At 54.4% G+C, this 13,217-nt stretch carries 15 protein-coding genes; 9 read left to right on the top strand and 6 right to left on the bottom strand.

Features of this window, described 5'->3' with window-relative positions:
• Nucleotides 1–52: 52 nt before the first annotated feature.
• Nucleotides 53–916 (bottom strand): ThuA domain-containing protein, encoded by an 864-nt coding sequence (locus Poly51_RS22955; protein ID WP_146460467.1) that lies wholly within the window; start codon nt 914–916, stop codon nt 53–55.
• A gap of 172 nt (nt 917–1,088) precedes the next feature.
• Entirely contained in the window at nt 1,089–1,241 is a 153-nt protein-coding gene (locus Poly51_RS30655) for a hypothetical protein (protein WP_186775740.1), read from the bottom strand.
• A 101-nt stretch (nt 1,242–1,342) separates the two neighbouring features.
• Between Poly51_RS30655 and Poly51_RS22950 the strand changes: the two genes are divergently transcribed.
• The 4 genes from Poly51_RS22950 to Poly51_RS22935 all read left to right on the top strand — a co-directional run bounded on the left by Poly51_RS22950 (nt 1,343) and on the right by Poly51_RS22935 (nt 4,005).
• A complete protein-coding gene (locus Poly51_RS22950; RefSeq protein WP_146460466.1) occupies nt 1,343–1,882 on the top strand; it encodes a GNAT family N-acetyltransferase in 540 nt (179 codons plus the stop codon).
• 138 nt (nt 1,883–2,020) lie between these two features.
• Entirely contained in the window at nt 2,021–3,019 is a 999-nt protein-coding gene (locus tag Poly51_RS22945) for an RNA ligase (ATP) (protein ID WP_146460738.1), read from the top strand.
• A 36-nt stretch (nt 3,020–3,055) separates the two neighbouring features.
• Complete coding sequence (locus Poly51_RS22940) at nt 3,056–3,460, top strand: GNAT family N-acetyltransferase (RefSeq protein WP_146460464.1); 405 nt, start codon at nt 3,056–3,058, stop codon at nt 3,458–3,460.
• 278 nt (nt 3,461–3,738) lie between these two features.
• Complete coding sequence (locus tag Poly51_RS22935) at nt 3,739–4,005, top strand: hypothetical protein (protein ID WP_146460462.1); 267 nt, start codon at nt 3,739–3,741, stop codon at nt 4,003–4,005.
• Between the two features lie 897 nt (nt 4,006–4,902).
• Here Poly51_RS22935 and Poly51_RS22930 read toward each other — a convergent pair.
• On the bottom strand, nt 4,903–5,748 hold the full coding sequence (locus Poly51_RS22930) for a PA4780 family RIO1-like protein kinase (protein WP_146460460.1): 846 nt from the start codon (nt 5,746–5,748) through the stop codon (nt 4,903–4,905).
• A gap of 363 nt (nt 5,749–6,111) precedes the next feature.
• Here Poly51_RS22930 and Poly51_RS22925 point away from each other — a divergent pair, with 363 nt between their 5' ends.
• Together Poly51_RS22925 and Poly51_RS22920 are read left to right on the top strand one after the other, a co-directional pair.
• Nucleotides 6,112–6,573 carry a hypothetical protein gene (locus Poly51_RS22925; RefSeq protein ID WP_146460459.1) on the top strand — a complete coding sequence of 154 codons (462 nt, stop codon included), beginning with the start codon at nt 6,112–6,114 and terminating at the stop codon, nt 6,571–6,573.
• A 124-nt stretch (nt 6,574–6,697) separates the two neighbouring features.
• A complete protein-coding gene (locus Poly51_RS22920; protein ID WP_146460457.1) occupies nt 6,698–6,955 on the top strand; it encodes a hypothetical protein in 258 nt (85 codons plus the stop codon).
• A 373-nt stretch (nt 6,956–7,328) separates the two neighbouring features.
• On the opposite strand, the gene Poly51_RS22915 is transcribed toward Poly51_RS22920, so the two are convergent.
• Nucleotides 7,329–8,258: a glycerophosphodiester phosphodiesterase family protein gene (locus Poly51_RS22915; protein ID WP_146460455.1), complete on the bottom strand. Its 930-nt coding sequence runs from the start codon at nt 8,256–8,258 to the stop codon at nt 7,329–7,331.
• A gap of 611 nt (nt 8,259–8,869) precedes the next feature.
• Between Poly51_RS22915 and Poly51_RS22910 the strand changes: the two genes are divergently transcribed.
• A complete protein-coding gene (locus Poly51_RS22910; protein WP_146460453.1) occupies nt 8,870–10,183 on the top strand; it encodes a hypothetical protein in 1,314 nt (437 codons plus the stop codon).
• Nucleotides 10,184–10,242: 59 nt separating this feature from the next.
• Here Poly51_RS22910 and Poly51_RS22905 read toward each other — a convergent pair whose 3' ends face one another.
• A complete protein-coding gene (locus Poly51_RS22905) occupies nt 10,243–10,740 on the bottom strand; it encodes a YdeI/OmpD-associated family protein (protein WP_146460452.1) in 498 nt (165 codons plus the stop codon).
• Nucleotides 10,741–10,977: 237 nt separating this feature from the next.
• Nucleotides 10,978–12,207, bottom strand: coding sequence for a fasciclin domain-containing protein (locus Poly51_RS31970; protein WP_186775739.1), 1,230 nt, complete (start codon nt 12,205–12,207; stop codon nt 10,978–10,980).
• A 217-nt stretch (nt 12,208–12,424) separates the two neighbouring features.
• Here Poly51_RS31970 and Poly51_RS22895 point away from each other — a divergent pair, with 217 nt between their 5' ends.
• Complete coding sequence (locus tag Poly51_RS22895) at nt 12,425–12,832, top strand: DUF2178 domain-containing protein (RefSeq protein WP_146460450.1); 408 nt, start codon at nt 12,425–12,427, stop codon at nt 12,830–12,832.
• The gene (locus tag Poly51_RS22890; protein WP_222435907.1) at nt 12,822–13,043 is read left to right on the top strand and encodes a helix-turn-helix transcriptional regulator; all 222 of its coding nucleotides are present in this window, start codon (nt 12,822–12,824) and stop codon (nt 13,041–13,043) included. Before Poly51_RS22895 ends, Poly51_RS22890 begins: the two co-directional genes overlap by 11 nt.
• The last annotated feature ends 174 nt before the right edge of the window (nt 13,044–13,217 follow it).

Genomic DNA, 13,217 nt, shown 5'->3' with positions numbered 1-13,217 from the left:
CCCTGAACCTACCCAAACAGCATAGCGTTAATCATGACGCAGGGTCAGCCGATCACTTCACGAATCCTGGCATCGGAGTGCCGTCGTCATTCAGATTTCCCGTCGTCCACAGCAAACCACGGACGACCAAATCTAGATATCGCGTGTCATTGACGGTTTCGTTGAAGTGGCCCAGTGTCGTGCTGAAAATTCGCGTCTTTTTGGGGCCATACAGGTTCGTCCACGCGACAACGGCGGTTGCAACTTTGGGTTTGCTTTGGGGACTCTTCTTTCCTTTTGGGCCCTGGACCTGTTTCCCACTTGCCAATGATTCGGCGGATCCGAAAACACGCACGTTGTTGTAGAGCTCGTCGTCCGTTGTAGCCCAGTCTTCGAGCCCTTTGACGATCGGGTGTTGTTCGCTGATGTAGTCGACATCGATAGGTGCCTTTGGACCGTGCGAGCTCGATTGCACACCGATCATTTCGTACCAGCCTGCGTTATCGGCACCCGGTTCGACGGGCTGTTTGTAGTCGCCCCAACGATAACTGTGCATCGCACAGTGCAGATTGACAGCCGGAGTTCCGTTGGCGTGCTCGGCCAAGATTCGATCGACATAAGGCCGCTCGGTTACGGAGGCGGAGCACTCGTCGTGAAGGATCACGTCATAGCCTTCCGCCCAATCGTCCGACTCGTAGACCCCGAAACGTGCGCCGGTGCTGGTGTCCTCGCTGAACTCGACAGTCACATCGGCGCGAATGCGCTGCTCGATGCCTTCCTTCAAAATCTTCGACTGAGCCGTGTAGTCGTGACAGCATCCACCGATCACAAGCAGAACCTTCAATGGTTGGGTCGGCGCCGTTTCTTGGGCGTGGGCAGGAACGACAACGATGGCCGACATGAATGCCGCTACTAATGTGAAAAGGAACCGTTTCATAGCTTGCTCAGTACAGAATTTAAGGGTGGTTGAATCGTTGGCCCGGGTGACACTCCGAACGCTGGGGAGTGCAATGCGGGCGTGGTCAATATAGTCCGGCCGCGGACGAAATGGGGCGATCGGAATCAGATTGGCCTGAAGAGGACACGTTACAGATGGCAGTCGCGGCGCTTCAACCGCGTCCGCCTTCACAGCACGTTTCGCAGATTCGGTGACAACGCGTGCATTGTAGCTTACCGCGAATATCGATCATGGATCCGCCACACACGGGACACCCCGGTTGTGGCGTCGGTGGATCGGGTTCGTTTGCGGGCGGGTCGGACATGGCTAAGATTCTCTGTTATCTGAAGGGCCGAAGATCACGTCGCCGATCGCCGGCGATTTGTTACGCAGCCTTGCGAGTCGATGCTTGCGAAATAGTACCTGATGACCCAAGTCACCAACAGTCTTTTTGCGGTCGTTCACCCGATGACAACATTCCACTGCCGCGAAATCCTTGAATCCGATTGGCTAGCGATTCTGCGCATCCAAGGTGAGGTCTACTATGATTTTACGCCCGAGTCAGAGTCCGTGATGCGGTCCAAAACCACTCTCGGTCCGCGGACTTGTTTTGTTGCCGTCGATCAAGAGCGTTCCGTCGTTGCTTACTGCCTCGCCCATCCGTACCCCGCCCATCAAATCGCTGTGCTCGGCGCCGCTGGTCCGGCCGAACTCGAACCAACGACAAATTTGTTTCTGCACGACCTCGCGGTGCAAAAAGATTTTTTTGGTCGTGGCGTAGCACACGCATTGTTCGACCACCTCACGACCGTTGCCCAAGCGAACGGCTATCAGACGATGTCGCTCGTCGCCGTTCAACAAGCAGCCGGATTCTGGATGAAAATGGGCTTCACTCCTTCCACCCGGGCGACGATCAACAAGTCGTACACCGGTGACGCTACGTTCATGACCAAAGCCATCGGGTAACCAACCTCAACAGATGCTGCTCGCCCAGGAAAAGTCACAATCGCAGGTACCGCTCGTGCCAGGAATAGTGAACCTGGATTCGACTGTCGTGGTCTTGGTAGTCGGCGATTGGATAGGCAACGAAATAAAGGGGTGACAATGCGGCAACTGGCGACGATCCGAACAGTGTTGGAAACGAGACCCATCGAAGGTGCCGACATGATTGAGTTGGCCGTCGTCGATGGCTGGAAATGCGTCACGAAAAAGGGCGAGTACCAGGCCGGCGATGCAGTCATCTATTGCGAAATCGACTCCTTCCTGCCTGTCCGCGAAGAATTTGAGTTCCTGAGAAAGTCTTCGCTCAGGACATTGGATGACCGAGAAGGTTTTCGATTGCGAACGGTGAAGCTGCGTGGTCAGATCTCGCAGGGGCTGTTGGTTCATCCCAGCATTCTTGGGCGTTCGTTTGTGATTGGCGAAGACGTGACAGTGGAGTTGGGAATCGTAAAGTATGAGGCTCCGATCCCTGCGTGTCTGGGCGGCGACGTAGTGGGCGGCTTTCCGGTTTTCATTGAAAAGACCGACGAGGAACGGATTCAAAACTTGGCCGTCGACTATGAATCGTTTCGCGGCAAGGAATTTTACGTATCGGAGAAGATCGATGGCACCTCGTTCACGGCGTTCTGCAATGAAGGTACTTTTGGTGTGTGCGGTCGCAACTGGCAACTGGCCGAAGACCCGTCGAACAGTCATTGGCGCGTGGTTCGAGAAACCGATCTGCAATCTCGGATGACTCGATTGAATCGGTCATTTGCTATTCAAGGCGAGATGGTCGGGCCCGATATCCAGCAGAATCGATACTGCTTGAAAACGCCGACCGTTTTCGTATTCAACGTCTACGACATTTCGGCAGCGGCGTACGTAGAGAAGTCCGAGATGGAAACGATCTGCCGTGAACTAGCACTCGCGACCGTGCCGCCGCTGGGCATCAAGTACGTTCCCGATGACATGGACTCGATTTTGAAACTTGCGGAAGGCAAATCAGAATTGAACGCGAATGCAGAACGGGAGGGTTTGGTTTGGGTTTTTGGTAGCGGAAACGAACGTATCTCGTTCAAGACGATTTCGAATCGGTTCCTCGCCAAGGGTGGGGATTAGCAAGCCGGTTTGTTGTTACATTTATCGAGTCTGCCCATGAACTATGCCGTCGAATTTGATCTAACGCCAAGCGAGTTCGTTGACGTCCTTAGACGATCAACGCTGGCGGCGCGGCGACCCGTTGAAGATACGGAGCGGATTGCAAAAATGTTGGCGATGGCCGACTTGGTCGTGACGGCGCGAGACCACACGGGGACGCTCGTCGGAGTTGCGCGAGCGATCACGGACTTCGCCTACTGTACGTACTTGTCCGATCTAGCAGTCGACGTTGCTCACCAGCGGCTCGGAATCGGGCGTGCCCTCATACGTCTGACCCACGAACATGCGGGGCTTCAGACTCGACTGATTCTGTTGTCGGCGCCCGCAGCGGCTGCCTATTACCCGCACATTGGCATGCAGCAACACGATTCGTGCTGGATGACTCCGCCACAGGAAGGTTAGCGAGTCATGCCTTCTTGACGAAATCTGACATTGGCGACATCGCCCTGATGGCGTCGGTCTCGCAGATGACCCAGACTAGATGCAAGGACGCGAGTCCGAACGGCGAATGGAATTCGAATCGAAACATACAAGTTTCAATCGAGGGCCAGGTTGGCTGTGCACCTGAGTATGAGTGGCAAATGAGTTCGGCCGTACCGTCTGCGTAGAGCATCGATACTCACTGACCTGAACTGTATTGTGACGGAGATCGGCTGATCTAACTCAAATCGGATTCCATCATGGCAAACCTAACGAACCCCAAGATCATCTGGTGCAAGGGAATTCTCTTTGCTGGGCTGGGTGTACTCGCGTCATGTTTGCTGATCGCTCGAATGCCTGGCATGGAAAACGTGGCACTGTTGGCGATCACGATCTGGGCATTTTGCCGGGCGTATTACTTTGCGTTCTACGTGATCGAAAAGTACGTCGACCCGAGCTATGGTTTCGCCGGCATCGTCGACTTTGCAAGATACGCGATCCTTGGCCATCCCCCGGACCGCCGTTGAACGCGAGTAGCCAAGGGATGCACACACCGAATTCGCTCGATGGTCAATCACAATCGGGGCATCGCACGGACTGCAACGCAACGCACGATTTTTGAATCGCTCTAGGATCTGCTGGTAAGTTTTTCCCCCGATTGCCGTTTTGCGCGCCACATGTTCAACGGATTTTTGCCTGCGTTGATGGTCCAGTTGCTTGCGGGACCAACGGTACACCGTTTACATCGCACCGACTCGCACAAAATGCAGAATCCGTTTCAGCCGTCCCGCTCCATCGATCGACAACTAGGAATTGCATCCGTCAGCATTCGCTCGGTGCTGCTTGCCTCTGTCGCGACATTCGTGATTGCGCTCTTTTGCGCTGCATTGGCCGGAATCTTCATCGTGATATTCGGCCCTTCGCTTTCGAACGCAGAAGGAGACGCAACACTCCTTTTCGACGCCATCTTTTTCCCGGCATTTGTTTGGCTGCCATTCCTGTTGTGCGGTTACATTGCCGGTCGCATCGCTGGAAGAAATCACGTTGCCCACGGGCTCTATGCAGGCTGCGTGTATCTTGTTGTGAATATCGCGATGTCAATTCCATGGCGATTCGACAATCCCTACTTTTGGACTCACGTCCTGAGCTGTGTTCTCATCGTGCCGCTTGCGTTGCTAGGTGGAAAGCTCGCCGAACGACTTCGAGAAATTCGTCCGGGTACGACGACATCTACTGGGCTCAGCTTCCAACGGACCAGTCCCTTAAGGCGACGGCCCCTGCGATAGCGCTCGACAATCTAAGTCGCATCGCCGCAATCAAGAAGCTGAAGTCCGTCTTGAGAAAGGTCTCCGGGTGGCAGGTGGCAAAATTTTTTTGCAAGACACAAGTCGACGCGGCGCCGTATTGGCAAAGTGAAGGCAAGCCTACCCGTTTTCCATTCGGTTCTTCCGATCCCGTTCATCTTCGTAAGCGAGGTCGATCATGTTCAGGACTGAATTTACGTCGGCTGCCTGGGTTGAAAATTTGAACTTGCCGGTCAGCTTCCGGTCTGGATCCAGTTCGCTCTTTTCGTGTAGGTCCCACATCTCTTCGGCGTAGTGAGTTTCTGCTAACTGCGGTGCGTACTGGGCGTAGTACTCGGTCATGTTTCGGACGTCGCGTTGCAGCATGGCTTTTGCGTTGTTGTTTCCGGATGCATTGACGACTTGCGGGAAGTCGATAATGACAGGTCCGGTCGCGTCTTGCAGGACGTTGAATTCAGATAAGTCGCCGTGCACCAAGCCGGCACACAGCATGCGCAGCACATAGGTCATCACGGTGGCGTGATCTTTCACGGCTTGTTCGGGCGACATGGTGATGTCGTTCAGCCGCGGTGCCACTTCGCCGTCTCCGTTGGTGATCAGTTCCATCAACAGGACGCCATCGAAGAGCCCGTATGCCTTGGGGACTCGAACACCCGCATTCGCCAATTTCAAAAGCGCGTCCACTTCGGCGCGTTGCCAAACGACTTCCTGTTGATCTCGGCCAAACTTTGAACGATTGTCGATCGCTCGTTGTCGGCGGCTGTTGCGGATCTTTCGGCCTTCCTGGTAGTTCACAGCGTTCTTGAAACTTCGTTTGGCCACATCCTTATAGACCTTGGCGCATCGCGTCTCGTCGCCACACCGGACGAGGAAGACTTGCGCCTCTTTACCGCTCATCAGCGAGCCCAGGACTGTGTCGACGAGCCCGTCTTCGATCAGGGGTTGGATTCGGGGAGGAACTTTCAAGATGCTACCGATTCGGAATGCGGGGCTTCCGTAGGAAAAGACGGGTCAATGGGTAGGAGATAGCGTCCCTGACGTAGCACCGCGTCCCATGTGTAAAGTAGCATGACGTCACAAATGTGGCAAAGAGGCTGACGATGTGCCAGACGCTTCCAGGTTCAGATTTTTGCGGGCCTAACAGCCTGTTGAAAAAGGGGTCTGACCCTTTGGAGACGTTGCTGAAACATCGTGAATTCGAAACGTCGGAGAGGGTCAGCCCCCTTTTTCAACAGGCTGCTAAGCTATGTTGGCCTACGTTTGTGTGGCCTGCGATCGCGGGGCTGGGACATCCACGCATCCTTTCAATAAATCCGGGAAAGCCAAAAGATGGGACAACTGCAAGACGTGGGTGAGGCCGACGGTTGGCGGTGCTGGCTGTGTGACGAACCTGTCGATCGCACGATGCCGCCCAACGACCCTCGCGCACCCAGTCTGGATACGCGTATTTCGAAAGGCCGCGCGAAGAAGAAAAAGCAGGACAAGGGAAGTTTGCCGACTGAACGGTTGGCGCACAAAGGTTGCAACACCGGCAAGGGCGCTAACGATCCCGTCGTTCCCTGGCCGGATCACCTGATTGTCGTTGACCCGGCCCCCCTCATCGCCGCAGCCGAGCGACTTGAGCGAAAAGGGGGCCGCGAAGCGATGGCTCGTTGTCCCACGCGTAGCGACGCAGACGCCGTTGCCGCCTGGTTGGTCGGTCGATTCTCGCGTCTTTCGCCCGAATTGCAAGTTCACACTGAAATCGCGAACACGGGTGGGCAATTCCTGGTCAGCCTGCACACGTCTTAGGCGAATCTAAACCGACAAACCAATGACGAGTTCCGCTGCTCTAGTATTCGATTGCAGCTTGGTTTTCAGGTAGACAGCAGTCTTTGAATCCAATTCCGAACTTACCAAGATCAAGGAAGGTCCCGTGTCGAATCGCAAAATCCACCCTATCATGCTGACAGCAGATGAACGCGAAGCTTTTGCCGAAGTCGCAAAAGGCAAACGCGGACAACGAAACATCGCTGCCTGGAAAGTGCAGCCAGCCACCGCAATGCTCAAGCGTGGTGAGAGCGAATGCGGCGCGACTTGGTCAGACCAGAAAATCGCCGAAGCAGTCATTGCGACGACCCGATCCATCGAGAACGGGCGAAAGCAGGCTGCTCTGCAGGGACGGACGAGCTAACTCGAAAGAAAACAACGCGAGATGCCGCCGACGCCCGCAATCCTCCATGCTCAAAAAGCAGCTCAGCTGACCAAGCTGGTTTGTTCGACGCCGCCGGATGGCCGATGCAGATGGACTCTTCAATTGCGTGCTGACAAACTCGTTGAGCTTGAAGTGGTCGAATCGATTTCGGCTGATAGGGTGGGCCGCGTCCAAAAAAAACGAGTTCAATCCCGCTTCCTTGGACAGCCCTGAGTTTGCTCAAACAAGAGAAAATGGCCAAGTTTGGAGTGAAAAATAAGCGACTGACATCTGGCTGGGACTGCGACTAATTAGCAAAAAACGCGTTCGCAGCATGACTTACGCTGCAATCGCCCCGCCAATGCCTCGTCCACTACTTATCGTTTTCAACTTCCATCTTTCGTAGGAACGCTTGCATTTTGGCGGGTTTGGCAGTGTGAAAGATCCGGACTCCAGCTTCGATGAGTTGACGCCAGTCCTGTTCTGTGCCTTCGGCGTGAGTTTCGACAATGAATCCTTTCATGGTGGCATGGCGGATCAGTTCTAGTGTTCGTGCGTTGGCTGGGTCGTCCTTGGACACGTTGACTTGGATCATCGTTGGATTAAATCGCTGCCGGACATCGTCGACCTGCTTTTTGTTGGAAACCATGAACATCAGCACGCTACCGCCCAGCGGGACTCCACTGGCCCGATACGCGTCAAAGACATCCGCGTCACGATAGGGCACACGGAACACGATGTCGCTCACCGCTTGGCAACGAGTAGCGAGATCCATGATCTCTTTAAAATACATGTTCAGTCCGGGTTTCAAATCGGCTTTGAATAGCACTCGATTCTTTCCTTCAACCAAGAACTCGTCCAACGTTGCGACGCGATGTTTGGAGTCCGTGCCGTCGCGAAACCTCTTATGGAGCGTTTTTAACTCTTCCAAACTCATTTCGCTTGCGACACCCGAGCCTGTGGTCTCGCGATCGATAGTTGCATCGTGCATAATCACGAAGTTGCCGTCACGCGTTCGCTGGATATCGGTTTCGTAAAGCTCGTAACCCTTGCTTTGACAAACGCGAATATTTGCGACGCTATTCTCGGGCGCATCGTCAGCTTTGTCCGTCTCATAGCCACCCCGATGGGCGGCGATTCGGACTTCGTCCTTTCTGATTGCGGTTGTCGACGATTCCGCTGCCGTGTGCGCACCATCTGCAGCAATGGGGATCGGCTTCTCAGCCAAGGCAGGTCGCAACGGCATCTCTCCGCAAAGCACGAAGATTGTTAACGCGATCAAACGTGTCAATCGAATACTCATCAAGTAGATTTCCGCTACCGCGTTCCCCTGCTAAACGAAAACGCAACCAATAATTCTTTGCCCGATGAGTGAGTGTATCGCAAGCACGGTCGCCATTTGTTCCAAGTGACCATGAAAAACAGGACGAGTGTCGCTTCGGCGCGATTCGCGAAATAGACTTCACCAATTGTTTCAGGTGATGGCGTCCAGGTGTTCGCAGTCCGAAGCCTGGAAATTCCGGAAACTGTAGTCTCTAGCGTTCTACATGAACCGACCTTGGCTGATCGCCCTTGTATCGACGCGCGCGTGAGGGGGCAAGACCATCTCTAACCAATCATTCGCCGTCGCACAGCGTTCGTTGCGAAGTTCATTTTGATTCGGCTTTTTGCGCTAAGATGCGGGCAATCCGGTTTCCACCGGGCGCATGGCACCGTTCCGTTGTTTCGTCTGCCGTTCATGGTGATCGATTCGCTTCGCGACCCAAAAAATCTTTTCGAACGCGTTGTGAGCTCAGATTTTGTTGGGAAGACATTTTGGCTAAGCAGCAGTCATGTTTGCATTGCGATAGAATCCCGGGAACGAATTCCCTTCAAAGCAGATAGTCCATTGAAACGCTAGAGGAACAATTCGCCATGGCGAAATCCAAGAATGGGTCAAGCAATTGCCCGAAACCAACACGTAAGAAGTGGCCTCGCGGCGGTTCGCTCAAGCTTTGGTTGGAGTGCTATCTCGATTCCTGTGAACGAGTCAGCAATCTGTCTAAGTCGGCGATCCAAGCCAGCGTGCGTCTACGGCAACTGGCGGAGTGTGGGCATGAAGCCCAGGCGCTCAAACGCTTGGAGCGGCTTATCACGCTGTTGGATCCCACTGATGTCGATTCGTTCATCCGACTCTCACTCGCCGGAGCCGAAATCAGTTTGGAGAGTCTGAAGTTGAAGCGGGCGGACAAGTACATAGCTGCACTCAAAGCACGTTTTGCAAACGCTCGCCCCAGCAAACGGAAGCTTCTGGAAAATTTCCTCCACAGGTTTCGGCTCATCAACGGGCTTGCGGTTGAAACGGAGGACGAAGCCGATGACGAATGGGAGGACGAGGCAGCATCGCGGAGCATTGGCAAGCAGCGACATCAATTCCGGCTAGCAATCCTTGATGGCGATGAAGCATCTGCGTTGGCGTCCGTTCGACGTGCGACCAAGCTGATTCCGGATGTGGATGAATTCATTCTTGAGCGTGGGTTAATCCTCAGCGCGATCAAAGCCTTTCAACGGCTCGGGAGAGACGAGGAAATCACAAAGTATGTGACTTGGATCGACCGCAATGGATACACCAGCGACCTCGATACTGGCAGCCTTGCCGCGATGGGATTGGTCAACATTGCAAACGCGCGAGCGGAAAAATTGATCCTCCGAATTCTAAAGCAACTCAGGGATAGCGACGATCCGAACACTCATTTCCCAGTGGACGCGATCTGCTCACAACTTTGGTTCCTAATTCAAACGGGTGAGTCCGCTACGGCAGCGAGGCTGCTGAAGCGTGTTATCCGAGAGCTTCCGAAGTGGCGAGGATTGCAAGGTGGTTTTTCAACATCGGGTTCTATGACGCTATTGGCCGAGGTTGTCGCTGAACTTGATGGCCCGAATGCGGCGCAAGCACTTCTTGGCCTTGCTGTAGAAGCGGGATCCAAGGAAGCCCATCGGGGGTTTCGAAAAAGCGCTGTCAAAGCTGCCAAAGAAATGATCGTGGCTCCTGGAATCGCGGCTTCGATCGAAAAAGCGTCTTCCATTGGAAGTGCAAGGAAGCGGAGAGAAACTTTGGTTCCGTTGTACGCAAAATCCGGAAACTGGGAACAGCTTTCGACACTTTTGGATCAGTGCTCCGATGCGGACGAAAGCCATCGGTTGATCCATTCGCTACTGTATTCGTTGCCAGGGGGCGCAAGGCTGTAGTAATCAGCCACCTTGGGTGCATTGGTTGCTGCCGCAAAGCGATCGCATCGAACAGTTCGTCAAGATTTCACATTTCGGAACTGGCTATTTGCTTGTTCCATCAGTATGTCGAGTACCTCCCCGACACGTCGCTCGCGGGTCTCGAGCATTTTTGCCGAGTCGACTCGGTAACAGATGCCACGGCGTTTGCCGATCGTCCAGCTTTCCCATACCTGACGGGCAACATCGTTGGCTTCCAACGCAAACTGTAACTCGGGTGGAACAGTGATTGCGTCTTGATTCGCGATGTCAAACGAGACCGACACTCGATCGCCCAAACTCACGCCACACAGTTTTTGCAGCTTCTTCGACACCATCAGAAACCATTTGCCTTTCGTAGGCATCAGAGCCGCTTCGATGCGGATGCCTTCAATCTCTCCGTCAACTCTTAAACGCTTCGACTTGCCAAAATCCAATTGCGACACGATCTCTTTCGGCGCATAAACGACCGAAAACTGTACCTTGCCGAATCCGTATTTCACGATCTTGGCATCGAAGTTGTAGGGGTAATCACTCATGGGACCGTGATTCTATGCAGAAGAGAAAATCCTGCAACGAATGAACACGAGTTCCCGAGTTGCCTACATCGAACAACGACCCCACAGGGCCTTGGGCAACTAGATCCCATAGCAACCGCTTCGTCTGGATCGTCGGGCCGGTCCAGATGAAGCGCTGATTTCATGAATGCGAACGGTGCAAAAGTGAAGCAGTTTTCTACCGTCTTCCATGTCCCAGTTGGACGTCGACTCCAGCGGTTACCATTGGTTCACCAACTGGTCGATCTGATGTCGAAGCGCCCACGCTCGATTCGAGCCGTTGGTCATCTGGGGACAAGTGATCAGCGTATGGTTGAGCTGATCCCGAAGGCTGGCGGGCATCGTCGCGTCAGGCATCGCCGACACGGCCTGCAAGGCTTGCATGTAGATATCCGCGCACTGACCATGATGGCCTGCATTGAAAACCGCGACGCCTCGGTGAATGGCGTCGTTCAGCACCGACTTAGCCGCGTTCCGCTGATCCGGCGTGGGCTTCAATGAAGTGACGGAACTTGTCGACGGTGCGTCCGATGGCAACAGCACTCGATCGATCACATGAATCACGCCGTTGGAGGCATCGATGTCTGTTTGCAACAGCCTGGCGTTGTTGACGTTGGCTCCACCGTCGGTGAGAGTGATTGCAATGGACGGACCGGCAACTGTGGGAGCGGATGTCAGGGCAAGCGCGTCTTCGCTGTAAACGCGTCCGGCTACGACGTGGTACTTCAGGATGTCTGCCAACTTGCCCTCGTTTCCGGGCTGCAAAAGGCTCGCGACGGTGCCCTTCGGTAGGGCCGAGAATGCTTCTTCGGTGGGAGCGAACACAGTTAAAGGTCCATCACCGCTGAGTGTTGGAACCAGCCCGGCAGCGTTGGCCGCAGCCAATAGCGTCCCGAAACTGCCAGTGTTGCTGGCGACGTCAACGATTGTGCCGGATTCGGGCAACAACACAGAATCGACGACGTGAATGATTCCGTTGCTGCACTGGATATCCGTCTGGACAACGTTCGCTGAATCCACGGTCACACCAGCATCGTTCGATGCGATATTCACGCGCTGGCCGTTTACGGTCTTTGCGCCCTTCAATCCGACAACGGCGGAAGCCGGCACTCGGCCTGGGACGACATGGTAGGTCAGGACGCTGACCAGCTGTGCTTTGTTCTCTGGCTTGAGCAATGTTTCGACGGTGCCCGCAGGAAGATTGGCAAAAGCTTCATCGGTCGGTGCGAAGACGGTGAACGGGCCCGCGCCACTGAGAGTTTCCACCAACCCGGCGGCCTTCACCGCCGCAACCAACGTATTGAAGGCTCCCGCATCGATGGCCGTCTCTACGATGTTGCGAGATGAGGATGGGGCCGCGTCTGAACCACTGGATTGTTGGGCCCAAGTGACACTTGGCGAAACCATGATGGCAGCACAAGCAAGGAAACAGGCGATTCGTATCGACATCACGCACACTCCGACAGCAAGTTTAGGGTTAAGAAACGAACGGTAGACTACCGCGTTGAAGGGATTATCTCGGCGCGTCAAGGGGCAACTTCGGCGAGCGCATTGTTCAGAGCAACGAGACCCAATTGCCACCCGATGACCAATAGACTCGACATCCTGTATGTATAGTCTATTATGCGCGTGATCCGTGAAGGCAATCAACAAAGGGTTTCGAGAAATGAATGCGTTAGAAAAAGTCGCTTGGACTGAACTTATCGTTTCCGTGTTGGCGACGGTTGTTGTTTTGGCGCTTTACCCTTGGCTGGGTGGCGGCGCTGTGGGAGGATTCGGGCTGCTCGGATTCCTGGGCATCACTCCGCTGTTGATGCGCAAAAAAGGCGATCGAGTCGTCCGAGACGAACGCGACGTTCAAATTGAACGACAAGCGTCATGGTGGGGCTTTGGATCGGCATGGATGCTGATGGTGTTCTCGCTTGCTGTGGTAACAATGTGGCACTCTTACCAGTCGCGTGACGTTTCGCCAGCGCTTTTGAACATCATGATTTGGATCCAATTCGCTTTTTGCTACGCCATCAAGGGTGCATCGTCGGTTCTGCAATATCGAGGGATGAACCGTGCCGCGTAAGCCGGAACCGAACCTAACGAATTGCGTTCGCGAATTGCGTGGTAAGACCGAAGGGATGACTCAGCAATCGCTGGCGGATGCCGTCAGCGTTACGCGGCAAACGATCGTCGCGATGGAAACGGGCACGTACACTCCTCCGCTTGCCCTTGCGATACGGATCGCAAGGGTTTTCGATTGTGGAGTGGAAGACGTGTTCACCTTGCAAGAATGAGCGATCGAGTTGGTGAAATTGGTCGCAGAGATTTAGCAGCCTGTTGAAAAAGGGGCCTGAACCTTTGGAGACGTTCATGATCGCAAGCGTTCGGCACACCTATGGCTTGAGTGGGTTTTCGAACACAGGCCGGGCGGCGAGGGTGTTCGAAAACTATCGGCACCTGTCCGTAAC

The sequence above is a fragment of the Rubripirellula tenax genome, assembly GCF_007860125.1.
GTDB classification, from domain to species: domain Bacteria; phylum Planctomycetota; class Planctomycetia; order Pirellulales; family Pirellulaceae; genus Rubripirellula; species Rubripirellula tenax.
The sequence above is the reverse complement of the archived record's forward strand: the minus strand, read 5'-3'. Positions and strand labels throughout refer to the sequence as shown.